At 65.0% G+C, this 26896-nt stretch carries 27 protein-coding genes; 20 read left to right on the forward strand and 7 right to left on the reverse strand.

The window, feature by feature from the left end; all coding sequences use genetic code 11:
• Positions 1–166: 166 nt before the first annotated feature.
• Positions 167–1171, reverse strand: a complete 1005-nt coding sequence (xopAW, locus tag AvAM_RS05010) for a XopAW family type III secretion system calcium-binding effector (RefSeq protein WP_137746059.1) — start codon at positions 1169–1171, stop codon at positions 167–169.
• 254 nt (positions 1172–1425) lie between these two features.
• Here xopAW and AvAM_RS05015 point away from each other — a divergent pair, with 254 nt between their 5' ends.
• Together AvAM_RS05015 and AvAM_RS05020 are read left to right on the forward strand one after the other, a co-directional pair.
• On the forward strand, positions 1426–2154 hold the full coding sequence (locus AvAM_RS05015) for a response regulator (RefSeq protein WP_137746060.1): 729 nt from the start codon (positions 1426–1428) through the stop codon (positions 2152–2154).
• Complete coding sequence (locus AvAM_RS05020) at positions 2142–3275, forward strand: ATP-binding protein (RefSeq protein ID WP_137746061.1); 1134 nt, start codon at positions 2142–2144, stop codon at positions 3273–3275. The genes AvAM_RS05015 and AvAM_RS05020 overlap by 13 nt, the downstream gene beginning before the upstream one ends.
• A 20-nt stretch (positions 3276–3295) precedes the next feature.
• Here the strand turns inward: AvAM_RS05020 and AvAM_RS05025 are convergent, their stop codons facing one another.
• Complete coding sequence (locus AvAM_RS05025) at positions 3296–3550, reverse strand: DUF1653 domain-containing protein (RefSeq protein ID WP_137746062.1); 255 nt, start codon at positions 3548–3550, stop codon at positions 3296–3298.
• 71 nt (positions 3551–3621) lie between these two features.
• Here AvAM_RS05025 and AvAM_RS05030 point away from each other — a divergent pair, with 71 nt between their 5' ends.
• From AvAM_RS05030 to AvAM_RS05045, 4 genes are all read left to right on the forward strand, one after another.
• On the forward strand, positions 3622–5475 hold the full coding sequence (locus tag AvAM_RS05030; protein WP_137746063.1) for a M48 family metallopeptidase: 1854 nt from the start codon (positions 3622–3624) through the stop codon (positions 5473–5475).
• Between the two features lie 186 nt (positions 5476–5661).
• Positions 5662–6936 (forward strand): RsmB/NOP family class I SAM-dependent RNA methyltransferase, encoded by a 1275-nt coding sequence (locus tag AvAM_RS05035; protein ID WP_137746064.1) that lies wholly within the window; start codon positions 5662–5664, stop codon positions 6934–6936.
• A 180-nt stretch (positions 6937–7116) separates the two neighbouring features.
• Positions 7117–8331 carry a fatty acid desaturase gene (locus AvAM_RS05040; protein WP_137746065.1) on the forward strand — a complete coding sequence of 405 codons (1215 nt, stop codon included), beginning with the start codon at positions 7117–7119 and terminating at the stop codon, positions 8329–8331.
• Positions 8332–9043: 712 nt separating this feature from the next.
• On the forward strand, positions 9044–10552 hold the full coding sequence (locus tag AvAM_RS05045) for a PLP-dependent aminotransferase family protein (RefSeq protein WP_137746066.1): 1509 nt from the start codon (positions 9044–9046) through the stop codon (positions 10550–10552).
• Positions 10553–10644: 92 nt separating this feature from the next.
• On the opposite strand, the gene rpmG is transcribed toward AvAM_RS05045, so the two are convergent.
• The 3 genes from rpmG to trxB all read right to left on the reverse strand — a co-directional run bounded on the left by rpmG (position 10645) and on the right by trxB (position 12200).
• Positions 10645–10815 carry a 50S ribosomal protein L33 gene (rpmG, locus tag AvAM_RS05050; RefSeq protein ID WP_008904999.1) on the reverse strand — a complete coding sequence of 57 codons (171 nt, stop codon included), beginning with the start codon at positions 10813–10815 and terminating at the stop codon, positions 10645–10647.
• A gap of 11 nt (positions 10816–10826) precedes the next feature.
• The gene (gene rpmB / locus AvAM_RS05055) at positions 10827–11060 is read right to left on the reverse strand and encodes a 50S ribosomal protein L28 (protein WP_015013086.1); all 234 of its coding nucleotides are present in this window, start codon (positions 11058–11060) and stop codon (positions 10827–10829) included.
• A gap of 186 nt (positions 11061–11246) precedes the next feature.
• Positions 11247–12200, reverse strand: coding sequence for a thioredoxin-disulfide reductase (gene trxB, locus AvAM_RS05060; protein ID WP_137746067.1), 954 nt, complete (start codon positions 12198–12200; stop codon positions 11247–11249).
• Positions 12201–12387: 187 nt separating this feature from the next.
• On the opposite strand from trxB, the gene AvAM_RS05065 reads away from it, so the two are divergent.
• The 11 genes from AvAM_RS05065 to AvAM_RS05115 all read left to right on the forward strand — a co-directional run bounded on the left by AvAM_RS05065 (position 12388) and on the right by AvAM_RS05115 (position 23912).
• Complete coding sequence (locus AvAM_RS05065) at positions 12388–13065, forward strand: Crp/Fnr family transcriptional regulator (protein ID WP_137746068.1); 678 nt, start codon at positions 12388–12390, stop codon at positions 13063–13065.
• A 72-nt stretch (positions 13066–13137) separates the two neighbouring features.
• Positions 13138–15474: a DNA translocase FtsK gene (locus AvAM_RS26015; protein ID WP_137746069.1), complete on the forward strand. Its 2337-nt coding sequence runs from the start codon at positions 13138–13140 to the stop codon at positions 15472–15474.
• 51 nt (positions 15475–15525) lie between these two features.
• Positions 15526–16158, forward strand: coding sequence for an outer membrane lipoprotein chaperone LolA (lolA, locus tag AvAM_RS05075; protein ID WP_137746070.1), 633 nt, complete (start codon positions 15526–15528; stop codon positions 16156–16158).
• Positions 16159–16251: 93 nt separating this feature from the next.
• Positions 16252–17601 carry a replication-associated recombination protein A gene (locus AvAM_RS05080; RefSeq protein WP_137746071.1) on the forward strand — a complete coding sequence of 450 codons (1350 nt, stop codon included), beginning with the start codon at positions 16252–16254 and terminating at the stop codon, positions 17599–17601.
• Between the two features lie 328 nt (positions 17602–17929).
• A complete protein-coding gene (locus tag AvAM_RS05085) occupies positions 17930–18859 on the forward strand; it encodes a branched-chain amino acid ABC transporter permease (protein ID WP_063461309.1) in 930 nt (309 codons plus the stop codon).
• Between the two features lie 13 nt (positions 18860–18872).
• Positions 18873–19949, forward strand: coding sequence for an ABC transporter ATP-binding protein (locus tag AvAM_RS05090; protein WP_137746072.1), 1077 nt, complete (start codon positions 18873–18875; stop codon positions 19947–19949).
• A 25-nt stretch (positions 19950–19974) separates the two neighbouring features.
• A complete protein-coding gene (locus tag AvAM_RS05095) occupies positions 19975–20757 on the forward strand; it encodes an ABC transporter ATP-binding protein (protein WP_137746073.1) in 783 nt (260 codons plus the stop codon).
• A 2-nt stretch (positions 20758–20759) separates the two neighbouring features.
• Positions 20760–21488 (forward strand): ABC transporter ATP-binding protein, encoded by a 729-nt coding sequence (locus AvAM_RS05100; RefSeq protein ID WP_094285393.1) that lies wholly within the window; start codon positions 20760–20762, stop codon positions 21486–21488.
• Positions 21489–21711: 223 nt separating this feature from the next.
• Positions 21712–22074 (forward strand): DMT family protein, encoded by a 363-nt coding sequence (locus AvAM_RS05105; RefSeq protein ID WP_063461306.1) that lies wholly within the window; start codon positions 21712–21714, stop codon positions 22072–22074.
• A 160-nt stretch (positions 22075–22234) separates the two neighbouring features.
• Entirely contained in the window at positions 22235–22882 is a 648-nt protein-coding gene (locus AvAM_RS05110) for a DUF47 domain-containing protein (RefSeq protein WP_137746074.1), read from the forward strand.
• A 19-nt stretch (positions 22883–22901) separates the two neighbouring features.
• Positions 22902–23912, forward strand: a complete 1011-nt coding sequence (locus tag AvAM_RS05115) for an inorganic phosphate transporter (protein WP_137746075.1) — start codon at positions 22902–22904, stop codon at positions 23910–23912.
• 94 nt (positions 23913–24006) lie between these two features.
• On the opposite strand, the gene AvAM_RS05120 is transcribed toward AvAM_RS05115, so the two are convergent.
• Positions 24007–24453, reverse strand: a complete 447-nt coding sequence (locus AvAM_RS05120; RefSeq protein ID WP_137746342.1) for a TM2 domain-containing protein — start codon at positions 24451–24453, stop codon at positions 24007–24009.
• A 13-nt stretch (positions 24454–24466) separates the two neighbouring features.
• Entirely contained in the window at positions 24467–24988 is a 522-nt protein-coding gene (locus AvAM_RS05125) for a GNAT family N-acetyltransferase (RefSeq protein WP_137746076.1), read from the reverse strand.
• A gap of 145 nt (positions 24989–25133) precedes the next feature.
• Here AvAM_RS05125 and rpsP point away from each other — a divergent pair, with 145 nt between their 5' ends.
• The 3 genes from rpsP (at position 25134) to trmD (ending at position 26824) form a co-directional block, all read left to right on the forward strand.
• Positions 25134–25385 (forward strand): 30S ribosomal protein S16, encoded by a 252-nt coding sequence (rpsP, locus tag AvAM_RS05130; RefSeq protein ID WP_063461301.1) that lies wholly within the window; start codon positions 25134–25136, stop codon positions 25383–25385.
• A gap of 78 nt (positions 25386–25463) precedes the next feature.
• On the forward strand, positions 25464–26036 hold the full coding sequence (rimM, locus tag AvAM_RS05135; RefSeq protein ID WP_137746077.1) for a ribosome maturation factor RimM: 573 nt from the start codon (positions 25464–25466) through the stop codon (positions 26034–26036).
• A gap of 29 nt (positions 26037–26065) precedes the next feature.
• A complete protein-coding gene (trmD, locus tag AvAM_RS05140) occupies positions 26066–26824 on the forward strand; it encodes a tRNA (guanosine(37)-N1)-methyltransferase TrmD (RefSeq protein WP_137746078.1) in 759 nt (252 codons plus the stop codon).
• The last annotated feature ends 72 nt before the right edge of the window (positions 26825–26896 follow it).

Consider the following 26896-nt stretch of genomic DNA (forward strand, 5'->3'; position numbering starts at 1 on the left):
GCTATCAAGACAATATGGTCGCGCGCAGAGGCCTTTTTTTAATGGGTTTTTGGCGCACGCAGCTCGTCAACTGACGGGCGAATCGCACTGCGTGCCCCGGGGGGGCGGTTGCACTCTCTGCCCCCCGGCTTCCCTTCTCCTTCTTGCCGTGCCTGCTGGGGCCGCGTCAGGCCACTGCGTTCAGGCTGCTGGCGTTGGAGGATGAGGTGGTACTCCAGCCATTGGCGGCCAGCGCGTACTGCTGCCGGGCAAAGTCGGCCAGCCGCGCCAGGTCGGTGCGGCCGCCAGACTCGCTGCTGCCGGTGGCTGACTGCGCCTGGCGGGTCAGCTGGTCGATGAAGGCCTGCGACTCGGTGGTGCTGATGCTGGCGTCGCCATCGGTGTCGATGGCGTTGAACAGCGCTGTGATCGCGTCCTGCTCCACGCTGCTGGTGCCACCGGCCAGGCGCTCGGCGGCCGAGACCACGCCGTCCTCGTTGGTGTCCAGCGGGTCGTAGCTGGTGGCCTGGCTGCTGCCCGATGCACCTGCCGCGCCGCCAGCACCACCCGGTCCACCCGGCCTCTCAGGAGGCGGTGGCATGCCGCCCATGGCCTGCATGCCACCCGCTTCTCCGCCTGCGCCCGAGGGGCGGCCTGCGTCGAACTCGGCTTCGCTCAGGCTGCCGTCGCCGTCCGCATCCAGCTGGCTGAACACCTCGTCGCTGCTCACGCCCATTTGGCTGGCCGTGCCGCCGGACATGGCCTCCAGCAGCGCCTGCAATTCGGTCTTGCTCACGCTGCCGTCGCCATCGCTGTCCACCTTGCCAAACAGATCGTCGCCCGCCCGGCCGGTGCCGCTGCTGCTGTCGCCACTGCGTGACTGGGCAAAGGCCATGGTGGAGGGGGGCGGGGGCAGCACGCTTTGGATGGTCTGGCCCAGCTCGTCGGCGTTGAGGCTGCCGTCGCCGTCCGCGTCGTACTGCTTCACCAGGTCGGCTGCGCTGGTCTGGCTGCTCACGCCGGTCTTTTTGGCTACATCGTCCAGCAGGCCCTGCAGTTCGGTGTCGCTCACGCCGCCGCTGCCGTCGGCATCGATTTTGGACAGCAGCCGCTCCGGCGACGGCGCCGGGCGCGATGCCCGCTGCACGCTCGCACTGGACCAGGCACTGCTGACGCTACTGATGGTCGTCATCGTCGTTCCTTTCGTTCCAAGGGAGGGCCCTGCCGGGCCCTCCACAGCGGAAGCCCTCGGCCATGGCCCAAGCCCATTTTTTGGGGGGCGTGTCTCCGGGGTTTGTCCGCTTTGTACCAAGGCCGATACAAAGGGCGCCCGCAAGGCCCGAACAAGGGGGCAAATCCCCGCCAGATCGGGCCGAGGGCGGTGGGGGGGGCTCCCTAAACTTAGGGCGTTCTTCTTGGGGCGTTCTTTGGCGCCCGTGCCTGCCCATGCAACACATCCTGGTGGTGGACGACGATGTCGAGATCACCACGCTGCTCACCGAATACCTCACCCGCTTTGGGTATGCCGCCCACGCGGCCTGCGACGCAGCGGCGATGCGCGCGCAGATGCTGGCGCACCCCATCGGCCTGGTGGTGCTGGACGTGATGCTGCCCGGCACCGATGGCATCACGCTGGCCCGCGAGCTGCGCGAGCGCTCCCGGGTGCCCATCATCATGCTCACTGCCCGTGCCAACCCCTATGACTGTGTGCTGGGGCTGGAGATGGGGGCTGACGACTACATGGGCAAACCCTTCGAGCCGCGCGAGCTGGTGGCGCGCATCCAGACGGTGCTGCGCCGCACCGGCGGCGAGGGCGCACCGGCCCGCCAAGGGCCTGACGAGGTGGTGCGTTTTGACGGCTGGACGCTGCACAGCATCGAGCGGCACCTGGTCTCCCCGCAGGGCATGGTCGTGCCGCTGTCCAACGCCGAGTTCCGCCTGCTATGCACCTTCCTGCGCATGCCGCGCCGCATCTTCAGCCGCGACCAGCTCATGGAGCAGGCCCGGGGCCGGGCCATGGACGCGTTCGAGCGCAGCATCGACCTGCTGGTCTCGCGCCTGCGCAGCAAGCTCGCGGACGACCCGCGCTCACCCTCGATGATCCGCACCGTGCGGGGCGCCGGTTACCTGTTTCACGTGCAGTCGCTGCAGGGGCAGGTGGGGTGGCCGCATTGAGAGCAGGGCGCCTGGGCACCTTGGCCCGGCGCGGGCTGCCGGACACCCTGTTCGGGCGTCTCGCGCTGCTGCTCATCGTGGCGGTGATCGCGAGCCATGTGCTGGCCCTCACGCTGATGTTTGAACTGCGCCCGGCCCACCCGGAGCACCCTCCGGGCCCGCCCGGCCTGCCGCCCCCTGCGATGGCGGCCGATGGGCGGCCCCTGCCACCGCCCGGCCCGGGGCCCCGTGGCGAGCGGCCTGGCTTCTGGAACGCGCCGCCCGCGCTGCAACTGGGCCTGCTGCTGGACATCAGCGTGCGCCTGGCCGCGCTGGTGGCCGTGGCCTGGTGGGCAGCGCGCTGGCTGTCGCGCCCCATGCACCGGCTGGCCACCGCCGCGCAGGAGCTGGGGCGCAACATCCACCGCCCCCCACTGCCCGAGGACGGCACGCTGGAGTGCCGCGACGCCAGCCGGGTTTTCAACCAGATGCAGGCGCATATCCGCCAGCAACTGGCCGAGCGCGACCGCTTTGTGGCGGCCGTGTCGCACGACCTGCGCACGCCCCTGACGCGGCTTCGCCTGCGCACCGAAAGCCTGGGCGACGCCCGCGCGCAGCAGCTGTTTCGCCGCGACATTGCAGAGATGGACGCCATGATCGCCTCCACGCTGGACTACCTGCGCGGCGTGGCGGGCGCCGAGGCCTGGGTGTTGCTCGACGTGCAGGCGCTGGCAGAAAGCATGGCTGACGACCAGATGGCCATGGGCCACCGGGTCACGGTGGCCGGGCAGGCGGCGCCCCTGCGTGTGCAGGCCGTGGCGCTGCGGCGCTGTCTGGACAACCTGGTGGGCAATGCCGTGCGCTACGGCGGCAGCGCCGAGGTCACGCTGCACGATGCGGCCGACGCGTTGACCATCGAGGTGCGCGACCACGGCCCGGGCCTGCCGCCGGAGGAGTTGGAGCGGGTCCTGGAGCCCTTCTACCGTGTCGAGGCCTCGCGCAACCGCCAGAGCGGCGGGGCAGGGCTGGGGCTCACCATCGCCAGCGACATCGTGCGCCGCCATGGGGGCCAGCTGGTGCTGCGCAATGCCGCAGGTGGCGGGCTGGTGGCGGCCGCCCGGTTGCCGCGCACTGCGGCGTGACCTCGGCGGTCAACCAGCATTCAACTGGCGGGCGGTTGCTCCGCGCATTTTGCGAAGCGGGGCTGCAGCACTCCGTTGATGAGCACCTGCTCTTCAAACATGGCGGCCGGGCGCACCCACAGCCCCCGCTGGCCGTACAGCGCGCGGTACAGCGTCATGGGCTCCAGGGTTTCGCTGTGGCGCACGGTGTCGATCACCTCGTAGAGCATGCCCTTGTAGTGGCGGTACAGCCCTGGGGGCGTGCGGATCAGGGCGGGCAGGTCGTCGTCGGTCATGGTGGCTGTGGGGTTGCTGTGAATGGTTAGGATGGCGGCTTATAAAAATCCAGCAAGAGTGAGGGACGTCCGTGGATCAGGCAGATTTTGTGCACCTGGTGCGCATGAGCGAGCATGCCAGTGCCGACAACAGCCGAGCGTACCGCCGCAGCGTGGCGGCGTTTGCGGCGCTGGGCTATGCGTGGGTGCTGGGGTGCTTTGCGCTGGCCGTGGGTATTTTGATGTGGGTGGTGCCGCAGTTGCTGCACGGCCGTTTTCGTCTGGCCCTGGTGTGGGCCTTGTTGGGGGCTGGCGGCCTGCTCTGGGTCAGCCTGCGCGCGCTGTGGGTGCGGTTCGATGCGCCCGGCGGGGTGGAGATCACGGCGCTGGATGCCCCCGACCTGTTCGAAGCCCTGGCGCGCATTCGCCGCAAGATCAAGGGGCCGCCCATCCACAAGATCACGCTGAATGATGAGTTCAACGCCAGCATCCAGCAACTACCGCGTTTTGGCCTGCTGGGCGGCGCCGTCAACCACCTGAGCATCGGCCTGCCTCTGCTGATGGCGCTGGACAGGCCGCGTTTTCTGGCCGTGCTGGCCCATGAATACGGGCACCTGCGCGGCGACCATGGCCGGTTTGCTGCCTGGATCTACCGCACGCGCCTGTCGTGGATGCGCCTGAACCACAGCCTGGCCGACGACGAAGGCCCGGTGGCCGCGGCCACGCAGGCCTTCATGCGCTGGTACTTCCCGCGCTTTTCGGCCAAGACCTTTGCCCTGGCCCGCCAGGACGAGTACGAGGCCGACCGCATTGCCGGCAAGCTGCTGGGCCGCGACGTGACGGCCGCTGCGCTGGCCGAGATCGAGATCCGGGGCGCCTGGCTGCAGGCCGAGTTCTGGGGCAACCACTGGTGTGTGGCGGCCGACAACCCGCTGCCCGTGGGCCCGTACCGCAGCATGCGCCGCCAGCTGGCCAAGGCCCCGGACGCCGTGTTTGCCAACGATGCACTGCGACAGGCCCTCAAGCGCCTGAGCAGTGTGGACGACACCCACCCCGGCCTGCGCGATCGCATCGAGGCGCTGGACGTAGCCCCCACCGTGCCGGACTGGTCGCGCGGCAATGCCCTGGCCCTGCTGGGGCCGGATGCCAAACGTTGGGTGGCGCATTTCGACAAGCAATGGTGCCGCGACAACGCCACCGAGTGGAAGCAGCACCACGCCTGGCTGGGCCGCGTGCGCGCCCGCGCCGAGGCCTTGGGCGCCTCTACTGCACAGAGCAGTGCCGCCGAACTGGTGGAGCTGGCGCGCCTCAAGCGGCACCTCGACCCGCATGCCGAAGTGCGGGCACTCTACGAGCTGGCGCTGGAGCGCAGCCCGGACTACCCGGCGGCGCTGCGCGGGCTGGTGCCCTGCCTGCCCGAAGGCGACCGCGAAGCCAAGCTGCAGTTACTGAATCGGGTGTGGGAGGCGGGCAGCAGCGACCGCTACTGGGCCGCACGCACCGCGCTGGCCGAACTGGAAACCCCGCGCCTGGGGCTGGACCACGACGCTGCCGCCTTCAAACAATGGCGCAAGCGGCTGGAGCGTGCCCAGGAGTCCGAAGAGCGCGCCTGGGAGGAGTTGTCGGGCACCTCGTTCTTCAGCCAGACCACGCGCAACGACCTGAGCGCCTTCGAGCTGGCCGAACTGCAGTCTGAACTGGCACGCTGCGCCCCCCTGGCCCGCTGCTGGCTGGTGCGCAAGAACCTGCGCGAGCACCCGCAGCGCAGGGCGTATCTGGTGTTTGTGGAACTGCCGGGCCTGGACGACGAAAGCCGCTACCACCTGTGCCGCGCGCTGGAGCGCAACCTGAGCCTGCCTGGCCCCGCGCTGGTGCTGTGGGCGGGCGAATCGCCCACGCTGCAAGAGATCCAGCGCTCGGCGTTCGAGCCCATCTATACGCGGTGAGGGGGCTCAGATCCGTGCGGTTGGGCGGAAGTCTGGGGTGTGTCCCCACGATGCTGGTCTTTGCAACTGGCGCGACCCAGGCCAGTGCCCCCGCGCAAGGGCCGCCCCGCCGCGCTGGGGGCGTCCCCCTCCGGGGGAAGGCGCCGAAGGCGACTCAGGGGGGCTTCAGGGTGGGACAATTGGGGGATGCATCCCAAAGTTCTTCTCGACGCCTGCGCCGAACTGGTCAGGCTCACCCTCACGTTTGAACACCCCGCCGACGCGGTGGTGTCACGATTTTTCCGCGACAACCGGGGCCTGGGGCCGCGCGAGCGCGCCACGCTGGCCGAGACGGTCTACACCGTGCTGCGCAAGAAGCTGCTGTTCGACCACATGGCACCCTCGGGGTCGGGCCCCAAGGAACGCCGTCTGGCCATCCTGGGCTTCTACGGCCCCCGCGATTTCCTCAAAGGCGCACTGACGGACCAGGAAAAGAACTGGCTGGACCAGTGTGACGCCGTCACGGTGGACGACCTGATGGAGCGCCATCGCCACAACCTGCCCGAATGGCTGGTCAAGCCCCTCAAGGACCAGCTGGGCGATGGTTTCTGGCCCCTGGTCGGCAGCCTGGCCCAGAGTGCGCCGCTGGATCTGCGTGTCAACGCCCTCAAGGACAAGCGCGCTGACGTGCAGAAAGAACTGGCCAAGGCGGGCATCAAGGCCCTGCCCACGCCGTATTCGCCCTGGGGGCTGCGCATTGATGACAAGCCCGCACTGACCAAGCTGGATGCCTTCACCCGTGGTGCCATCGAGGTGCAGGACGAGGGCTCGCAACTGCTGGCCCTGCTGCTGGATGCCAAGCGTGGCGAGATGGTGGTGGATTTTTGCGCCGGTGCGGGTGGCAAGACGCTGGCCATTGGCGCCAGCATGCGCAACACGGGTCGGCTGTATGCGTTTGACGTGTCGGGCCACCGGCTGGATGCGCTCAAGCCCCGCCTGGCGCGCAGTGGTTTGTCGAATGTGCACCCGGCCGCGATTGCGCACGAGCGCGACGAGCGCGTCAAGCGCCTGGCGGGCAAGATCGACCGCGTGCTGGTGGATGCGCCATGTTCCGGCCTGGGCACGCTGCGCCGCAACCCCGATCTCAAGTGGCGCCAGACGCCCAAGGCGGTCGAGGAACTGACGGTCAAACAGGCCTCCATCCTGGCCAGTGCGGCGCGCCTGCTCAAGCCCGGCGGTCGGCTGGTGTATGCCACCTGCAGCATCCTGCCCGAAGAAAACGAAGCGATTGCCGAAGCCTTCAGCGCCGCGCACCCGGATTTCGAACTGCTGGATGCGGGCGAACTGCTGGCGCAGCTCAAGGTCGAGGGTGCTACGGGGCTGTGCAGCGGGGGGGCATCGGGCAGTGGTTATCTGCGCCTGTGGCCCCACCTGCACCAGACGGATGGTTTTTTTGCTGCGGTCTGGAGCCGCAAGCGCTGAAAGCCGGGCGATCTGCACCAACTTTGGGATATGACCTGTTGGCGACAGATGGGCTGAGAACACGCTCTAAATCAGCGTAAATCCCATGGATACCCCCTGTTATTCAAGGGGGCGTCACTTTAAAATTGGAGACCTGCTTCGCTGGTGAGCGGGTTCTTTGTAGTAAGGCTTTTGTTGAATATGCTGTTACCCGATTGGGCTGTGCTTAACGCTGCCATTGACTGGCTGGGCCATGGGTTGTGGAACCTAGCCTGGTGGCAGATCGTGCTCTACACCCTGGCAACGACCCACATCACCATCGCGGCGGTCACGATCTTCCTGCACCGCGCCCAGGCCCACCGTGCGCTGGACCTGCATGCCATTCCCTCGCATTTCTTCCGTTTCTGGCTCTGGATCGGCACGGGCATGGTCACCAAGGAATGGGTGGCCATCCACCGCAAGCACCACGCCAAGTGCGAAACCGTGGACGACCCGCACAGCCCCCAGACGCGTGGGCTGGACACCGTGATGTGGCGTGGCGCTGAGCTGTACCGCGCCGAGTCCAAGAACATGGAAACCATGAAAAAATTCGGCCATGGCACGCCGGACGACTGGATAGAGCGCAACGTCTACACCCGGTTTGGCTGGCAAGGTGTGGGCCTGATGCTGGTGCTCGACCTGGCCTTGTTCGGCGCCTTGGGCGCTGCTGTGTGGGCCGTGCAGATGCTCTGGATTCCGTTCTGGGCCGCTGGCGTGGTCAATGGCGTGGGCCACTACTGGGGCTACCGCAATTTCGAGGCGCAGGATGCCAGTACCAACCTGTCGCCCTGGGGCATCATCATTGGTGGCGAAGAGCTGCACAACAACCACCACACCTACCCCACGTCGGCCAAGTTCTCGGTCAAGCCGTATGAATTTGACATTGGCTGGGTGTACATCAGCCTGATGAAAAAGGTGGGTTGGGCCACAGTGAAGAAGGTGCCGCCCAAGCTGCAACTGGGCGATGTGAAGCCGGTGGCCGACGAGAAAACGCTGGAGGCCCTGATCGCCAATCGCTACGAAGTCATGGCCGGTTATGCCCGTGGTGTGCGCCAGGCCTGCAAGGAAGAAATCGCTGCGCTCAAGGCCCGCCAGGCGGATGTCTCGGTGCTCCAGGCTGCCAAGCGCTGGCTGCCCCGTGATGCCGAGAAGGTGCCAGCCATCGCATTGCCGCAATTGGCCCAGGCGCGTGCTGCTCACCCCGCGCTCGACAAGATGGTCACCATGCGCGAGGAGCTGCGCCAGCTGTGGCTGAACACCTCCCAATCGCGCGAGCAGCTCACGGCCGACCTGCAGGCCTGGTGCCGCCGTGCGGAAGAAAGCGGGATTTCTGCATTGCGCGAGTTTTCGCTGCGGCTGCGGGCTGCGCAGGCCTGAGGCGGCGGCGCTCCGCACCGGATAAAAAAAGGCCTTGCCGCTTGGCAAGGCCTTTTTCTTTGGGGTCCATGCTCACCGCGCGGTGTGCCATGCGCCGTGATGCCCGGGGTTCTTCGCCGCTTTTTCAGGATGCCTGAGGGCCGCGCGCAGTCTCTGCAGGATTGTTGTCAGCCGCCCTGGTGCCTCGGATGTTGCTTCCACCAGCTGGAGGTGGGCGGGATGGTGCGAGGGGTTGTGCAGCTGGACCCAGGTGGCCTGTGTCCGTGCGTTCCATGGCAGGTGTTCGCCTGCCGTCAGCCGCGTGTGCGGCGGGGTGTGCAAGGCCCCACCACAGTCTGCCGGGGCCCAGCGCACGGCCACTTCCCCTTGAGATGCGTGCAGCGCGCTGCCAGGCGGCAAGCAGAGCCAGAGGCTCTGGCCAGGGCCCAGAGCAATTGGTGGCGGGGGTGTGGTGGGCGTGCGGGATGAAAACATGGTGCGGAGCTCCAGGAAAAAAGAGGACTGCGAGGAAGCCCAAGCGTAGAAAAAGCAGCCTGGATGCAACAGGTACACACACCGGAACAGAGAGGTAGAACAGCGTCGATTGCTGGGGTGCTGTTATGGTTGTGTGCGTGCTTTTCTGTATCTGTACCCGTCAGCGGCATTGGGGCACCATGTGCTGATCTGCCGCCGCGCCCGCGCTGTTGTGCGGCACCTACATCCCCTCCACGCCATGTCACAACATTCTTCCGATGCCCGGGACGCCCCGCTGTACCGCCGACTGGCGGCCTTGTACGAGCAGGCGATCGCTGCTGGCAGCCTCATGCCCGGTATGCGCATGCCATCGGTGCGCGAGCTGTGCCAGCGGCACCAGGTCAGCCTGACGACGGCGCTGCAGGTGCTGCGCCAGCTGGAATCCCAGGGCTGTGTGGAGGCGCGCGAGCGGGTGGGCTACTTTGTGCGCGAGTCGGGTGGCGTGGCGCTGCCCGGCGCCCGCGAGCCTGAGTTGCACGAGCCTCTGGGCCACGACCCACATGTGTTTGCAGGCATCAACGAGCGCATTTCCGGCTTTCTCGACAAGGCCCGCTGCGCTGGCCCCCTGCCGCTGGACCTGGGTAGCGCCATGCCTGCCCCCAGTCTGTTTGACGCGGCCGCGCTCAACCGCCTCGCCCACGGCCTGCTGCGCGAGCAGTCGGACATCCTGGTGTACGGCCCCTCGGCGCCCACCACCCACCCCGAGTTCCAGCAGGCCATGGCACGGCATGCGCTTACCTTTGGCGTGTGTGTGGCGCCTGCCGATATTGGTGCGACCCACGGCAATTCGGAGGCGGTGAACCTGGCGCTCGATGCGATTGCCGAGCCGGGCGACGTGATCGCGGTCGAATCGCCTACGTTCTTCGGCATCCTGCAGGCCATCGAGGTGCGCGGGCTGTGTGCGCTGGAAATTCCGAGTAGCCCGCACACTGGCATCTCGCTGGAGGCGCTGGAATTGGCTGCGCGCAACGAGCCGCGGCTCAAGGGCGTGGTGGTGGTGCCCCATCTGCAGATGCCTCTGGGCAGTGTGATGCCCGACACCCACAAGGAGCGCCTGGTGGCACTGTGTGTGGAGCATGGGCTGGCACTGATCGAGGACGACATCTACCGGGAGTTTGTGGAGTCCCCTCATGTGCTGCGGCCCGCCAAGGCCTGGGATCGCCAAGGCGATGCCGGCCAGGTGATCTACTGCGCGTCGCTCAGCAAGAGCTTTGCGCCGGGCCTGCGCCAGGGCTGGATGAGTGCGGGCCGCTGGCAGGCCCGTGTACAAATGATCAAGTTCGCCCGCACGCGCAACATGCAGACCTGGTCGCAGCTGCTGGCGGCGCGCAGTGTGGATTCGCCGGCCTACGAACGCCATATGCGCCGCATGCGGGCGCAGCTGCGCATCCAGCGTGAGCAGGCGGCGCGGGCGGTGTCGCGCTACTTTCCGGCAGGCACGCGCCTGAGCCTGCCGCCGGGTGGTCTGAGTCTGTGGCTGGAGCTGCCGGTCGGCATCTCTTCCACGCGCCTGTACGACGAAGCGCTGCAAAACGGCATCCGCGTGGCGCCAGGCCCCATGTTCTCCAACACGGGGCGGTATGAGCACTTTTTGCGCTTGAGCTGCGGCATGCCATTCACGGCCGAGGTGGAGGCGGGCTACCGCACGCTGGGCGCCCTGCTGGCGGTGCAGATGGCGGAGCTGCCCGTGCCGCGCAAGGCGGCCTGAGCATGTCTCATCGGAAGGTGGCCCTGCATTGCGTGCAGCGGGCATAAAAAAACCGCCCTGGAGGACGGTTTTTTTGAAGGCAAGGGGCCGAATTACTTCAGCTTCATTTCCTTGTACTCGACGTGCTTGCGAGCCTTGGGATCAAATTTCATGATCAGCATCTTCTCGGGCATCGTCTTCTTGTTCTTGGTCGTCGTGTAGAAGTGGCCGGTACCTGCAGTGGATTCCAGCTTGATCTTGTCGCGTCCGCCTTTGCTTGCCATGGTGCTACTCCTTAAGCCTGGCCACGGGCACGCAGGTCTGCGAGCACCGAGTCGATACCGTTCTTGTCGATCAAACGCAGGGCAGCGCTCGAAACACGCAGGCGCACCCAGCGGTTTTCGCTCTCGACCCAGAAACGGCGGTATTGCAGGTTCGGCAGGAACCGGCGCTTGGTTTTGTTGTTGGCGTGGGAAACATTGTTCCCAGTCATGGGCTTCTTGCCCGTTACGTCGCAGACGCGTGCCATGAGGACACTCCGATACTGATTAACGGCCGTTCGCTGGGCCCTGGGCAGTTGATTTGCCCAGGTTGGCTTGCGGCCTCACCTCGCCAGAAAGGGTGGCGGTAACCCGATTTGCCTGGTTTCAGGCGCCGCAAAAAACGGGCTGAATTCAGCAAAGCCGCAGATTATAGCCTGCAGCTTATTTTTTCATCAAGCTTCTTGTTCGAGGAAGCGCTGCGCGTCCAGGGCGGCCATGCAGCCCGTGCCCGCGCTGGTGATGGCCTGGCGGTACACATGGTCCTGCACATCGCCTGCGGCAAACACACCGGGCACGCTGGTCTGGGTGGCAAAACCCTTGAGCCCGCCCTGGGTGATGATGTAGCCGTTTTCCATCTCCAGCTGGCCCTGGAAGATCTCGGTGTTGGGTGCGTGGCCGATGGCAATGAAGCAGCCTTGCAGCTTGATGTCTTCCGTGCTGCCGTCCTTGGTGCTCTTGATGCGGATGCCCGTCACGCCCGTGTTGTCGCCCAGCACTTCATCCAGTGTGTTGAACAGCTTGAGTTCGATCTTGCCTGCGGCCACCTTTTCGTGGAGCTTGTCCACCAGGATGGGCTCGGCCTTGAACTTGTCGCGGCGGTGCACCAGCGTGACCTTGCGGGCGATGTTCGACAGGTACAGCGCTTCTTCCACGGCCGTGTTGCCGCCGCCCACCACGCACACATCCTGGTCGCGGTAGAAGAAACCATCGCAGGTGGCGCAGCCGGACACGCCCTTGCCCATGAACGCCTCTTCCGAGGGCAGGCCCAGGTACTTGGCCGATGCGCCGGTGGCCAGAATCAGCGCGTCGCAGGTGTAAGTGCCACTGTCACCGGTCAGGGTGAAGGGGCGCTTGCTGAAATCGACCTTGTTGATGTGGTCGAAGATGATCTGGGTCTTGAAGCGCTCGGCGTGCTCCAGAAAGCGCTGCATCAGGTCCGGGCCCTGCACGCCGTGCACGTCGGCGGGCCAGTTGTCCACCTCGGTCGTGGTCATCAGCTGGCCACCCTGGGCCATGCCGGTGATGAGCACCGGGTTCAGGTTGGCGCGGGCGGCGTACACCGCTGCGGTGTAGCCAGCGGGGCCAGAGCCCAGGATCAGAACTTTCGCGTGTTGGGTGGTGGACATGGTAAAAGCCTGTGTTTTGCGCCCGCTCCATGGGGCGCTGTTGGGGAAAGCTGGGGGCTGAGCCGCCGAGTATCAACCGGCGGATGCGGCTGCTCGCGGCCCCTTTTTCAATCACGGCGATTGTAAGAAGCGATTGATAACCCGTTGCGGCGCCGGTTGGGTCGCGCCCCTGAAAGGAGATGTCTGCATGTCCACGATGTTGTCCAACCTGGACCTGTTGCGCCGGGTGCCTTTGTTCTCGCTGCTGACGGTGGCGCAGGCGGAGGTGATCAGCGGCGCGGTGATCAAGCGCCGCTTCAAGCGCGGCGAGGCCCTGGTGGAGCAGGGGCAGAAGTCGAATGCCCTGTTCATCTTGCTCACGGGCCGTGCCCGGGTCATGACCTCGGACAGCCGGGGCCGCGAGGTGATCCTGGCCACGCTGGCCCAGGGCGACTACCTGGGCGAGATGAGCATCATTGACAACGAACCCCATTCGGCCACGGTGCGGGCCGAGGTGCAGACCGACGTGCTCATGCTGGGCCGCACCGAGTTTGCGCGCTGCCTGACCGAGAACGCGTCCATGTCGCTGGTGGTGATGCGCGGGCTGGTCAAGCGGCTGCGCCATGCCGATCGCAAGATTGAGTCACTGGCGTTACTGGATGTGTATGGGCGTGTCGCCCACGCGCTGCTGGACTTTGCGGTCTCCGACGCGCAGGGCCAGCTGGTGATCAAGGACAAAATCTCCCGGCAGGACCTGGCCAAGATGGTGGGCGCTTCCCGCGAGATGGTCAGCCGGGTCATGAAAGACCTGGAGGAGCGTGGCTTCATCGAGGCGCTGCCCAGCGGCGCCACCTTGCTCAAGGACCGGCTGAACGCGCTGGGCTGACAGCGGGGCGGGGCACCCGCGCCGGGCGCCTCGCCCGGCGCAATGCATGCGGTAAGCTCACCCCGCACGCTTATGACCTATTCCCTCAATACCCTGAATGCATCGGCAGCGGCCAAGTCGCCGCCGCGCACGGGCGCTGCCCGTTTTGGCCATGAGATTGGCCTTTTGGTGGGCTTGCTGGCCCTGGTTTTCTGGCTGCTGGCGCTGGTCAGCTATTCGGCCCAGGATGCGGCCTGGTCCACGTCGGGTGCGCAGGGCGCCCGTGGTGTGACCAACTGGGCGGGGCGCTTGGGGGCCTGGCTGGCAGATGGCAGCTATTTCGCGCTGGGCTTCTCGGTGTGGTGGTGCGTGGCGGCCGGCGTGTGTGCCTGGTTGTCCTCGCTGGCGCGCTGGATGCGGGGTGGCGAGTTAGTGGCGGGGGCGGCCAGCCCTCTGGTGCGTCGGGCCACTTTCTGGCTGGGCCTGGCGATGCTGATGGGGGCCAGCACTGCACTGGAGTGGTCGCGCCTGTACCGTTTTGAATCCTTCCTGCCCGGCCATGCCGGTGGGGTGCTGGGGTATCTGGTGGGGCCTGCCAGTGTGAAGTGGCTGGGTTTCACGGGGTCGGGCCTTCTGGCGATCGTGCTGGCAGTGGCCGGGGCGGCGCTGGTGTTCCGTTTCTCCTGGGGCCATGTGGCGGAGTTGCTGGGCGGTCGCATCGATGCCCTGGTGCAATCGCGCCTGGCCCAACGCGAAGTGGCCAAGGACGTGGCCGTGGGTCGCAAGGCAGCCCGCGAGCGCGAGGTGGTGGTGCTGGAAGAACGCACCGAGAGCGAGGTGCACCACCCCGAGCCCATCCAGATCATCGAGCCGGTGCTGGTGGACGTGCCCCAGAGCACCCGCGTGGTGAAGGAGCGCCAAAAGCCCTTGTTCACCGACATGCCCGACAGCAAGCTGCCCTTGGTGGATCTGCTCGACAGCGCCCAGCAGCGCCAGGAGACCGTGGCGCCCGAGACGCTGGAGATGACCAGCCGCCTGATCGAGAAAAAGCTCAAGGACTTTGGCGTGGAAGTGCGCGTGGTCGCGGCCATGCCCGGTCCGGTGATCACGCGCTACGAGATCGAGCCCGCCACGGGCGTGAAGGGCTCGCAGATTGTGGGCCTGGCCAAGGACCTGGCCCGCTCGCTCAGCTTGGTCTCGATCCGCGTGATCGAGACCATCCCTGGCAAGAACTTCATGGCGCTGGAGCTGCCCAACGCCAAGCGCCAGAGCATCAAGCTGTCGGAAATCCTCGGCTCGCAGGTCTACCACGAGGCCAAGAGCATGCTCACCATGGGCCTGGGCAAGGACATCGTGGGCAACCCGGTGGTGGCCGACCTGGCCAAGATGCCGCACGTGCTGGTGGCCGGTACCACGGGCTCGGGCAAGTCGGTGGGTATCAACGCGATGATCCTGTCACTGCTGTACAAGGCCGAGGCGCGCGACGTGCGCCTGCTGATGATCGACCCCAAGATGCTGGAAATGTCGGTCTACGAAGGCATCCCGCACCTGCTGGCGCCCGTGGTCACCGACATGAAGCAGGCGGCGCACGGCCTGAACTGGTGCGTGGCCGAGATGGAGCGCCGCTACAAGCTCATGTCCAAGCTGGGCGTGCGCAACCTGGCGGGCTACAACGTCAAGATCGACGAAGCCAAGGCGCGTGAGGAGTTCATCTACAACCCCTTCAGCCTGACGCCCGAGGAGCCCGAGCCGCTGCAGCGCCTGCCGCACATCGTGGTCATCATCGACGAGTTGGCCGACCTGATGATGGTGGTGGGCAAGAAGATCGAGGAGCTGATCGCGCGTCTGGCACAGAAGGCGCGGGCCGCGGGCATCCACCTGATCCTGGCCACCCAGCGTCCCAGCGTCGATGTGATCACAGGCCTGATCAAGGCCAACATCCCCACCCGCATTGCGTTCTCGGTGGGCTCCAAGATCGACAGCCGCACCATCCTGGACCAGATGGGCGCCGAAGCGCTGCTGGGCATGGGCGACATGCTCTACATGGCCAGCGGCACGGGCCTGCCGATCCGGGTGCATGGCGCCTTTGTGTCGGACGAAGAAGTACACCGTGTCGTCAGCTACCTCAAGCAACAAGGGGAGCCGGACTACATCGAGGGCGTGCTCGAAGGCGGAACTGTGGATGGCGACGGTGATCTGTCAGGGGACGGCGCTGGCGGCGAAGGGGGCGAGAAGGACCCCATGTACGACCAGGCCGTCGAGGTGGTGCTCAAGGACCGCAAGGCGAGCATCTCGTACGTGCAACGCAAGCTGCGCATTGGCTACAACCGCTCGGCGCGCCTGCTCGAAGACATGGAAAAAGCGGGCCTGGTCAGCGGCCTCACCGCCAGCGGCCAGCGCGAAGTGCTGGTCCCGAACCGCAGCGAATGACCGGCCGGGCCGCTGGATCCCCGGGCCGGCCGCACCCCACAGGAGTTTCTGTTGAAAAAGATCGCTACTGCAATTTTGATAGCTGTTGCCGCAGGCACAGCAAGCGCTGACGGCCTGAAAAGCCTGGAATCTTTCATGAAGGGCACGCAGACGGGCAAGGCCGACTTCACGCAGACCGTGACCTCGCCGCCGAAGGAAGGCCAGACCGCGCGCTCCAAGCAGTCGAGCGGCAGCTTTGAATTCCAGCGCCCCGGGCGTTTCAAGTTCGTCTACAAGAAGCCATTCGAGCAGACCATCGTGGCCGACGGGCAGACGCTGTGGCTGTACGACGTGGACCTGAACCAGGTCACGCAGCGCTCGCAGTCGCAGGCGCTGGGCAGCACGCCTGCTGCATTGCTGGCGTCGGCGCCCGACCTGTCGGCGCTCAAGGCTGAATTCACGCTCGAAGCGGCCCCCGACGCCGACGGCCTGCAGTGGGTGCTGGCCAGCCCCAAGGCCAAGGACGGCCAGCTCAAGAGTGTGCGCGTGGGTTTTTCGGGCGAGCAACTGGCCGCGCTCGACATCCTGGACAGCTTTGGCCAGCGGTCGCTGATCCGTTTCTCGGGCATGCAGGCCAATGCGGCGCTGCCCGCCAGCAGCTTCCAGTTCAAGCCTCCGGCAGGGGCGGATGTGGTGAAGCAGTGATTTGCTATAGATAATATAGCTACCAGCACATGCTGGTCAGGCGCAAAGGGCACTTTTGCTTGAAAAGCGTGATGTAGACAGGACCAACCCACCATGGCCACACGCAGTGCCTCCAGCCCCCCAGTGGCGCATGCCTCCACCCACCAACCCCTGGCCGAGCGTCTGCGGCCCCGCACGCTGGGTGAGGTGATTGGCCAGCAGCATGTGCTGGGCCCGGGCATGCCGCTGCGGCTGGCGTTTGAGTCCGGCAGGCCGCACAGCTGCATCCTCTGGGGCCCGCCGGGCGTGGGTAAGACCACCATTGCGCGGCTCATGGCCGACGCGTTCGATGCCCAGTTCATCAGCATCAGCGCCGTGCTGGGTGGGGTCAAGGACATCCGTGAGGCGGTAGAGAAGGCCCAGGCCGCGCGCGACGGGCTCATGCAACAACGCACCATCGTGTTCGTGGATGAAGTGCACCGCTTCAACAAAAGCCAACAGGACGCTTTCCTGCCGCATGTGGAATCTGGGCTGTTCACCTTCATCGGCGCCACCACCGAGAACCCGTCGTTCGAAGTCAACTCCGCGCTGCTTTCGCGTGCTGCCGTGTATGTGCTGCAGCCGCTGTCCGAAGAGGATTTGAAGCAAATTGTGGCCCTTGCGCGCGATGAGCAAGCCATTCCAGCTATCGAAAGCGTAGCAAGCGACCGCCTGGTGGCCTACGCCGATGGCGATGCACGCCGCCTGCTCAACACGCTGGAGACGCTGGCCATGGCGGCCGCGCAGGAAAAGCTCACCGAGATCACCGACGTGTGGCTGCTGCGGGTGCTGGGCGAGCGCATGCGCCGCTACGACAAGGGCGGCGAGCAGTTCTACGACACCATCAGCGCGCTGCACAAGTCCGTGCGGGGCTCTGACCCCGACGCCGCGCTGTACTGGCTGGTGCGCATGCTGGATGGCGGCGCCGACCCGCGCTACATGGCGCGCCGCCTGGTGCGCATGGCCAGCGAGGACATCGGCCTGGCCGACCCGCGTGCGCTGCGCCTGGCGCTGGACGCGAGCGAGGTGTACGAGCGCCTGGGCAGCCCCGAGGGCGAGCTGGCGCTGGCCGAGTGCGTGGTCTACCTGGCGGTGGCGCCCAAGTCCAACGCCGTTTACAAGGCCTACAACGCCGCGCGCGCCTGGGTGAAGCAGGACGGCACACGCCCGGTGCCCATGCACCTGCGCAATGCGCCCACCAAGTTGATGAAAGAGCTCGACTACGGCAAGGGCTACCGCTACGCGCACGACGAGGAGGGTGGGTTTGCGGCGGGCGAAAACTACCTGCCTGAGGGCATGCCGGCGCCCGGTTTCTATCAGCCGGTGGAGCGCGGGCTCGAAATCAAGATTGCACAGAAGTTGCGCGAGTTGCGTGTACGCAATGCGGCAGCTGGCGACGGCACGGACCCTGGCGACGGGGGGTGACGCAGGGGGCTCTGGAAGAGCAGATGCCCGGTTTTTTGGCTGCATTATGCTGATTTTGCATGAATGCGGTAATAAGTTTGCACATCAATGATCCTGCGTGGATCATTTTTACTTATGAAGTGCGTTGCGCGCTGATGGGACGAAAACCCGAGGGAAAACCCCGCCCGGCGCGGATAGGGGCAGAGAAGACTACTCGCTACAATCCGGTCCACAAACCCGCACAGTTGAATGCCTGGCGGGTTTTTTGCTAGATGGCAGTCGGGCCCACAAGGCTGTACCGATTCCGGTGCCTGAGCGGTGGGTGCGTCACAAACGAAGGACTTCTCTTATGGACATTTTGCTGCAACAGATCATCAACGGTCTGGTTCTCGGCAGCATGTACGCCTTGATAGCCTTGGGCTACACGATGGTGTACGGCATTATTCAACTCATCAATTTTGCCCACGGCGAGGTGCTCATGATCGGCGCCCTGACCAGTTGGAGTTGTATAGGAATGATGCAGGGCGCAATGCCCGGCGCCCCCGGCTGGGTCATCCTTCTGCTCGCGACCATCATTGCCTGCGTGGTCGCAGCCACCCTCAACTTCGTGATCGAAAAGGTGGCTTACCGCCCTCTGCGCAGCAGTCCACGCCTGGCGCCCCTGATCACGGCCATCGGCATGTCGATCCTGCTGCAGACGCTGGCCATGATCATCTGGAAGCCTAACTACAAACCATATCCGACGATGTTGCCCAGCTCGCCCTTCGAGATCGGCGGCGCGTTCATCACCCCCACCCAGATCCTGATCCTGGGCGTGACCGCCGTGGCCCTGGCCTCGCTGGTGTACCTGGTCAACCACACCAACCTGGGTCGCGCCATGCGTGCCACGGCAGAGAACCCCCGCGTGGCGTCTCTGATGGGTGTGAAGCCCGACATGGTGATCTCGGCCACCTTCATCATCGGCGCCGTGCTGGCGGCCATCGCCGGCATCATGTATGCGTCCAACTACGGCACGGCGCAGCACACCATGGGCTTCCTGCCCGGGCTCAAGGCCTTCACGGCGGCCGTGTTCGGCGGCATCGGCAACCTGGCTGGTGCGGTGGTCGGCGGCATCCTGCTGGGCCTCATCGAAGCCATCGGCTCGGGCTACATCGGCACGCTCACGGGAGGCCTGCTGGGCAGCCACTACACCGACATCTTTGCGTTCATCGTGCTCATCATCATCCTGACGCTGCGCCCCTCGGGCCTGCTGGGTGAACGTGTGGCGGATCGCGCCTGAGGAGCCTCACACCATGAAGAACACCAAAACCAACTGGATCATCGGCGCCGTGGCGCTGCTGGTGCTGCCGCTGATCCTGCAATCCTTCGGCAACGCCTGGGTGCGTATTGCCGACCTGGCCCTGCTGTATGTGCTGCTGGCCCTGGGCCTGAACATCGTGGTGGGCTACGCCGGCCTGCTGGACTTGGGCTACGTGGCGTTCTACGCCGTGGGCGCCTACCTGTTCGCCTTGATGGCTTCGCCGCACCTTGCGGACAACTTTGCGGCCTTTGCCGCCATGTTCCCCAACGGGTTGCACACCTCGCTGTGGATCGTGATACCGGTAGCGGCGTTGTTAGCGGCGTTCTTTGGCGCAATGCTGGGGGCGCCCACGCTCAAACTGCGTGGTGACTACCTGGCCATCGTCACGCTCGGCTTCGGCGAAATCATCCGCATCTTCCTGAACAACCTGGACCACCCCGTCAACCTGACCAACGGCCCCAAGGGCCTGGGCCAGATCGACTCGGTCAAGATCTTCGGCCTGGACCTGGGCAAGCGCTTGGAGGTGTTCGGCTTCGACATCAATTCCGTCACGCTGTACTACTACCTGTTCCTGGTGCTGGTCGTGGTCTCCGTGATCATCTGCTACCGCCTGCAGGATTCGCGCATCGGCCGCGCCTGGATGGCCATCCGCGAGGATGAAATCGCTGCCAAGGCCATGGGCATCAACACCCGCAACATGAAGCTGCTGGCCTTCGGCATGGGCGCTTCGTTCGGTGGTGTGTCGGGTGCGATGTTTGGTGCTTTCCAGGGCTTCGTGTCACCCGAGTCCTTCAGCCTGATGGAGTCGGTCATGATCGTTGCCATGGTGGTGCTGGGTGGTATCGGCCACATTCCTGGCGTGATCCTGGGTGCCGTGCTGCTGTCGGCCCTGCCCGAAGTGCTGCGCTATGTGGCGGGCCCGCTGCAGGCCATGACGGATGGCCGCCTCGACTCCGCCATCCTGCGCCAGCTGCTGATCGCCCTGGCCATGATCATCATCATGCTGCTGCGCCCCCGTGGCCTGTGGCCGTCGCCTGAGCATGGCAAGAGCCTGACGCAGAAGACCTGAAGAAGAACACCACCGAAAGTTAGCAATGACAGAGAAATCCAATGAAGTGGTGCTGAAGGTCGCCGGTATCTCCAAGCGCTTCGGCGGCCTGCAGGCCCTGTCCGACGTGGGCATCACCATCCAGCGTGGCCAGGTCTATGGCCTGATCGGCCCCAACGGCGCCGGCAAGACCACGTTCTTCAACGTGATCACTGGCCTGTACACCCCCGATGCCGGTACGTTCGAGCTGGCGGGCAAGCCCTACGAGCCCACGGCTGTGCACGAAGTGGCCAAGGCCGGTATTGCGCGCACCTTCCAGAACATCCGCCTGTTTGCCGAAATGACGGCGCTCGAAAACGTGATGGTCGGTCGCCACATCCGTACGGGCTCCGGCCTGTTTGGCGCGGTGTTCCGCACCAAGGGCTTCAAGGAAGAAGAAGCCGCCATCGCCAAGCGCGCGCAAGAGCTGCTCGACTATGTGGGCATTGGCAAGTTTGCCGACTACAAGGCGCGCACGCTGTCGTATGGCGACCAGCGTCGCCTCGAAATCGCCCGCGCCCTGGCCACCGACCCGCAGCTCATCGCGCTGGACGAGCCAGCCGCCGGTATGAATGCCACCGAGAAGGTGCAGCTGCGTGAGCTGATCGACCGCATCCGCAACGACAACCGCACCATCCTGCTCATCGAGCACGATGTGAAGCTGGTGATGGGCCTGTGCGACCGCGTGACGGTGCTTGACTACGGCAAGCAGATCGCCGAAGGCAACCCTGCCGAAGTGCAGAAGAACGAAAAAGTGATTGAGGCCTATCTGGGCACCGGAGGACATTGAGAATGGCCGAAAAATCCAATAAGGTACTGCTGCAGGTCAAGGGCCTGAAGGTGGCCTACGGCGGTATCCAGGCCGTCAAGGGCGTGGACTTCGAAGTGCGTGAAGGCGAGCTGGTCTCGCTGATTGGCTCCAACGGTGCCGGCAAGACCACCACCATGAAGGCCATCACCGGCACCCTGGGCATGAACGATGGCGACATCGAGTACCTAGGCAAGAGCATCAAGGGCAAGGGCGCCTGGGACCTGGTCAAGGAAGGCCTCGTGATGGTGCCGGAAGGCCGTGGCGTGTTCGCCCGCATGACCATCACCGAGAACCTGCAGATGGGCGCCTACATCCGCAAGGACAAGGCGGGCATCCTGGCCGACATCGAGAAGATGTTCACCATCTTCCCGCGCCTGCGCGAGCGCAAGGACCAGCTGGCCGGCACCATGTCCGGCGGCGAACAGCAGATGCTGGCCATGGGCCGCGCGCTGATGAGCCAGCCCAAGGTGCTGTTGCTGGACGAACCCTCCATGGGCCTGTCGCCCATCATGGTGGACAAGATCTTCGAAGTGGTGCGCGACGTGTACGCCCTGGGCGTGACCATCGTGCTGGTGGAGCAGAACGCGAGCCGTGCGCTGGCGATTGCCGACCGTGGCTACGTGATGGAATCGGGCCTGATCACCATGACCGGCCCCGGCCAGCAACTGCTGAACGACCCCAAGGTGCGCGCCGCCTACCTGGGCGAGTAACCTGCGCCGCAGGGCCCCGGCTGCTGCCCGATCCAAGGCGCAGGGCCTGGTGAGACAACAAGGCACTGTCCCCTCGGGCAGTGCCTTTTTTTTGGTCCATGCAGGCGGGTAAGCCGGTGTTTGCTATCGTACTTGTAGCTTGAAGTGCTTGCCTGCCGCGCGCAGAGTGCCATTTTTGTTCATAATCCAGCCCTTGTTCAGTCCCTCCTGACCAAGGCCGTTGATGTCCACTCTTCAATCCCTGCCCGTTTCGCTCCAGACCGTGTTGCTGCTCATTGCCAGCAACGTCTTCATGACCTTTGCGTGGTACGGGCACCTCAAGAGCCTGGCGTCCTCACCCTGGTACACGGCAGCTCTGGTGAGCTGGGGCATTGCGCTGTTCGAGTACCTGCTGCAGGTGCCTGCCAACCGCATCGGCTACACGCAGTTCAACGTGGGGCAGCTCAAGATCATGCAAGAGGTGATCACGCTGGGGGTGTTTGTGCCGTTTGCCGTGTTCTACATGGGCCAGCCGCTCAAGTGGGACTACCTCTGGGCGGGGCTGTGCCTGGTGGGGGCGGTGTATTTCATCTTCCGCAGTGCCTGAGCTGTTGGTGCGGGTCCAGGGGCGGCGCATGACCGCATGCTGCGCAGGCATCGGCCCGCCGGGGGCGCACGGTTAAACTCCCCTGGTCACGAAAAAGTCATGGTTTTGTCATGGCTTTGCCCTTTTTCCAAAATTCGATCCCGTTCCAGGAGCCTCCCCCATGCTGTTTGCCAAGCTGTTGCCACGCGAAGGCAATTTTTTCGAAATGTTCAACCAGCATGCGGACCGCATCGTGGAGGCGGCCCGGGCTTTCTCGCAACTGGTGGCGAACTACAACGATCCGCACCTGCGCGACAAGTACAACCAGGACGTGGACAACGCCGAGCGCGCTGCCGACCGCGTGACGCACGAGGTGAACAAGGCCATCCACAAGACCTTCATCACCCCCATCGACCGTGAGCAGATCCACACGCTCATCAACACGATGGACGATGTGGCCGACCTGATCCAGGACTCGGCCGAGACCATGGCGCTGTACGACGTGCGCCACATGACCGAAGAAATTACCCGCCTCACAGACCTGAGCCTCAAGTGCTGCGAGCGCCTGCGTGACGCTGTAAAGCTGCTCGACAAGATTGCCGACCCCGCTGTGGCCGAAGCGGCACTCAAGACCTGCGAGGAAATCGACCGGCTCGAATCCGACGCCGACCGCGTGATGCGCAGCGCCATGAGCAAGCTGTTCCGCGAAGAGCCCGATGTGCGCGAGGTGATCAAGCTCAAGGCCATCTACGAGCTGCTGGAGACGATCACCGACAAGTGCGAAGACGTGGCCAACTGCATCGAGGGCATCGTCCTCGAAAACTCCTGAACCCCGCAGGCTGACCAGTATGGAAACCGTACAGACGGCCCTCTGGGTTGTGGTTCTGCTTGTGGCCCTGGCAATCCTGTTCGACTTCATGAACGGGTTCCACGATGCGGCCAATTCGATCGCCACGGTGGTCTCCACCGGCGTGCTCAAGCCCGCGCAGGCGGTGCTGTTCGCCGCGTTCTTCAACTTTGTCGCGATCTTCGTCTTTCACCTGAGCGTGGCGGCGACGGTGGGCAAGGGCATCGTGCAGCCGGGCATTGTGGATACGCACGTGGTGTTCGGCGCCCTGGTGGGCGCCATCACGTGGAATGTGATCACCTGGTACTACGGCATCCCCAGCAGCTCCTCGCATGCGCTCATCGGCGGCATTGTGGGCGCGGTGATTGCCAAGGCCGGCGCTGGCGCGCTCATCTCCGCCGGCATCCTCAAGACCGTGGCGTTCATCTTCGTCTCGCCGCTGTTGGGCTTTGCGCTTGGCTCGCTGATGATGGTGGGCGTGGCCTGGATCTTCCGGCGCACGCGGCCGAGCAAGGTGGACAAGTGGTTCCGTCGCCTGCAGCTGGTGTCTGCCGGGGCCTACAGCCTGGGCCACGGCGGCAATGATGCGCAAAAGACCATCGGCATCATCTGGCTGCTGCTGATCGCCACCGGGTACTCGTCGGCCACCGATGCATCGCCGCCCACCTGGACCATCGTGAGCTGCTACGTGGCCATCGGCCTCGGCACCATGTTCGGCGGCTGGCGCATAGTGAAAACCATGGGCCAGAAGATCACCAAGCTCAAGCCCGTGGGCGGTTTCTGCGCCGAAACGGGTGGGGCGCTCACGCTGTTTCTGGCGACCACGCTGGGTATTCCGGTGTCCACCACCCACACCATCACCGGCGCCATCGTCGGTGTGGGCTCCACGCAGCGTGCCAGTGCGGTGCGCTGGGGCGTGGCGGGCAACATCGTGTGGGCGTGGATTCTGACCATCCCGGCCAGCGCGTTTGTGGCTGCCGTGGCCTACTGGATCAGCCTGCAGATATTCTGAAGGCCCGCCACCAACCGCTGGTTGCCAGTGGTTGGTGGATTGCTATATTTTTTATAACTTTTTGCGCTTGCCCATCAGGCGCAAAGCCCCGATTTCATTGGGAAATCTTGCGGGCTTCCTCGATCTGGTGCTCGAAGTAGCGCTGGAAGCTGAACGCAATGCTGGCCATTAGCACAGCCGTTCCAATCATCAGCGACGCCACGATGGCGGCAATGGTGATCCAGCCTGTGCGGCCGGGGGCGGCATCGGGTGCTGCTGCTGGGTTGTAGCGCGCGTTCCAGGCTTCGGGTGTCTTCAGCGCAAACAGGATCGCCTGCAGCGCACAGCCCGCGATGGTGAAGCCCAGCAGCGGGATCAGCATCCAGCTGGTGTGGTCGTCCTGGCCAAACTGCTGCACGCGCTGGATGCCGTAGACGCCCAGCGCTGTGGGCAAGGGCAGCAGCCAGCCGATCAGGTCCCACATGCCGTGCAGGTAAAAGCGGTGCAGGCCCAGCGGCCCGCCCAGAAAGGCGAGCCAGGCCGCCAGGGTCTTGTTCTTCATGCGGGTCATCGTGTCATTCGGGGGAGGTGGTGTCGCCCGCGCCCAAGGTCTTCTCCATGAGCACGATGTCGCGCCAGGCGCCAAACTTCCAGCCCACCGAGCGCATGATGCCTACGTCCGTAAAGCCCAGCGCCCGGTGCACGCCGATGGAGCCTGCGTTGGCGGAGTCGCCGATCACCGCCAGCAGCTTGCGCACACCCACGGCCTCGGCCTGCACGGCCAGCTCGGCCAGCAGCTTGCGGCCCAGGCCCATGCCACGGGCGCTGTCGGCCACGTAGATCGAATCCTCGGCCGAAAAGCGGTATGCCGGGCGGGGCTTGAACCAGTTGGCATAGGCAAAACCCAGCACCTGCCCGTCCTGCTCGGCCACCAGCCAGGGCAGGCCACGCGCCAGCACGTCGGCCCGGCGGCCCGCCATGTCGGCTTCGGAGGGAGGATCTATTTCGAAGGTGCCCGTGCCGTGGAGCACATGGTGTTGGTAAATGGCCGTGATGGCGGGAATATCGCTGTCGGTGCTGGGGCGGATAGAGGGCATTTTGGGGAAATGGATATAATCGCAGGCTTTGCAGCGTGTCGCTGGCCGGGTGGCCATGTCGCGTGTCTCAAGCGTTGCGAATATGGTTGCGAACACAGTGGCTTTCGGCAAATGTTGCCGGAGTTCACCACCCGAAGGATAAATCATGGTCGTCATTCGACTCTCCCGCGGCGGCTCCAAGGGCCGTCCTTTCTTCAACATCGTCGTTGCTGACAAGCGCGTGCGCCGTGACGGCCGCTTCATCGAGCGCATCGGCTTCTACAACCCCACCGCCAAGGAAACAGAAGAAGGCCTGCGCATCGTGCAAGACCGTCTGGCTTACTGGGTGGGCGTTGGTGCCCAGTCCTCCCCCACGGTGGACCGCCTGATCAAGCAAGCCGCCAAGAAGGCTGCTTAAAGCTCCCTGAAAAGGGCGGGTTCCGTCGGCTTGTCTGGCGGAACCCGCCCTTTTCCTATTCTGGAATCACTCCCCGCCATGGCCATCACCCTCCTGACCCTCGAACCCGCAGAACTGCCGCCCGATGCCGTTGAAGTGGGGCGCATTGCCGATGCCTGGGGCGTCAAGGGCTGGTTCAAGGTGCTGTCTCACAGCAGCAACCCTGAGGCGCTGTCGGCGTCCAAGCGCTGGTACCTGCAGCCCTCCGAGCGGGGCGCCAAGGCGTTTACTGGCACGGTGCTGCTGACCATCCGCCAGGCCAAAGACCATTCGGACACCCTGGTGGCCTGGGCGCAGGGCATTGACGACCGCAATGCGGCCGAGGCGCTGCGCGGTGCGCGCATCTTTGTGCCCCGGTCAAGTTTTCCCTCCACGTCGGAAGACGAGTTCTACTGGGTCGATCTGATTGGCCTCTCGGTCATCAACCGCGAAGGTGTGCTGCTGGGGCAGGTGCAAGAGCTGATGTCCACCGGCCCCCAGACGGTGCTGGTGCTGGCATATGAAGAAGATGGAAAGGTCCGCGAGCGCATGATCCCGTTCGTCTCCGCTTTTGTGGACAAGGTGGATCTGCCTGAAAAGCGCATCACCGTCGATTGGCAGCCCGACTACTGACCGGATTCCCCCCCGCTGCGCCAGCCACCATGCGCTTTGACATCATTACCCTGTTTCCTGAGCTGTTCGCGCCCTTCCTGGCGAGCGGCGTAACCCGTCGCGCCTACACCAGCGGCCAGGTGGATGTGCGCCTGTGGAATCCGCGCGACCATGCCGAAGGCAACTACCGCCGCGTGGACGACCGGCCCTTTGGCGGCGGCCCTGGCATGGTGATGATGGCCGAGCCGCTGCACAGGTGCCTTGCGGCAATCCGCACGGAACGCGCGGAATCCGAGGGCAGCCAGGCGCCGCTGGTTCTTTTTTCTCCGATCGGGGCACCGCTCAACCACACTGCTGTGGAGCGCTGGTCCGCCAGCGCGGGGGCGGTGCTGCTGTGTGGGCGTTACGAGGGCATCGACCAGCGCTTTATTGACGCGCATGTCGATGTGCAGATGAGTCTGGGTGATTTTGTGTTGTCGGGGGGCGAGATTGCCGCTATGGCCCTGCTGGATGCCGTGGCCCGCCTGCAGCCCGGTGTGCTCAACGATGAGGGCAGCCACCAGCTCGACAGCTTCAACCCCGCGCTCGACGGTCTGCTGGACTGCCCGCACTACACGCGGCCGGAGGAATGGGCCGGCCAGCAGGTGCCTGCGCCGCTGATGTCCGGGCACCACGCGCAGATCGAGCGCTGGCGGCGCGACCAGCGGCTGGCCATCACGGCCCGGCACCGTCCCGATCTCATCGATGCGGCGCGCCAGGCGGGGCGTCTGGCGCCCGCAGACGAAGCGGTATTGGCCAAGCTCGCCTGAGTTGTTATAATCAAAGGCTTTTCGATCCTCTGGCCGGCCGTTTTGACAGGGATTCCTCCCGCAAAACACTGA

The organism is Acidovorax sp. NB1 (assembly GCF_005405905.1).
Taxonomy (GTDB): domain Bacteria; phylum Pseudomonadota; class Gammaproteobacteria; order Burkholderiales; family Burkholderiaceae_C; genus Acidovorax.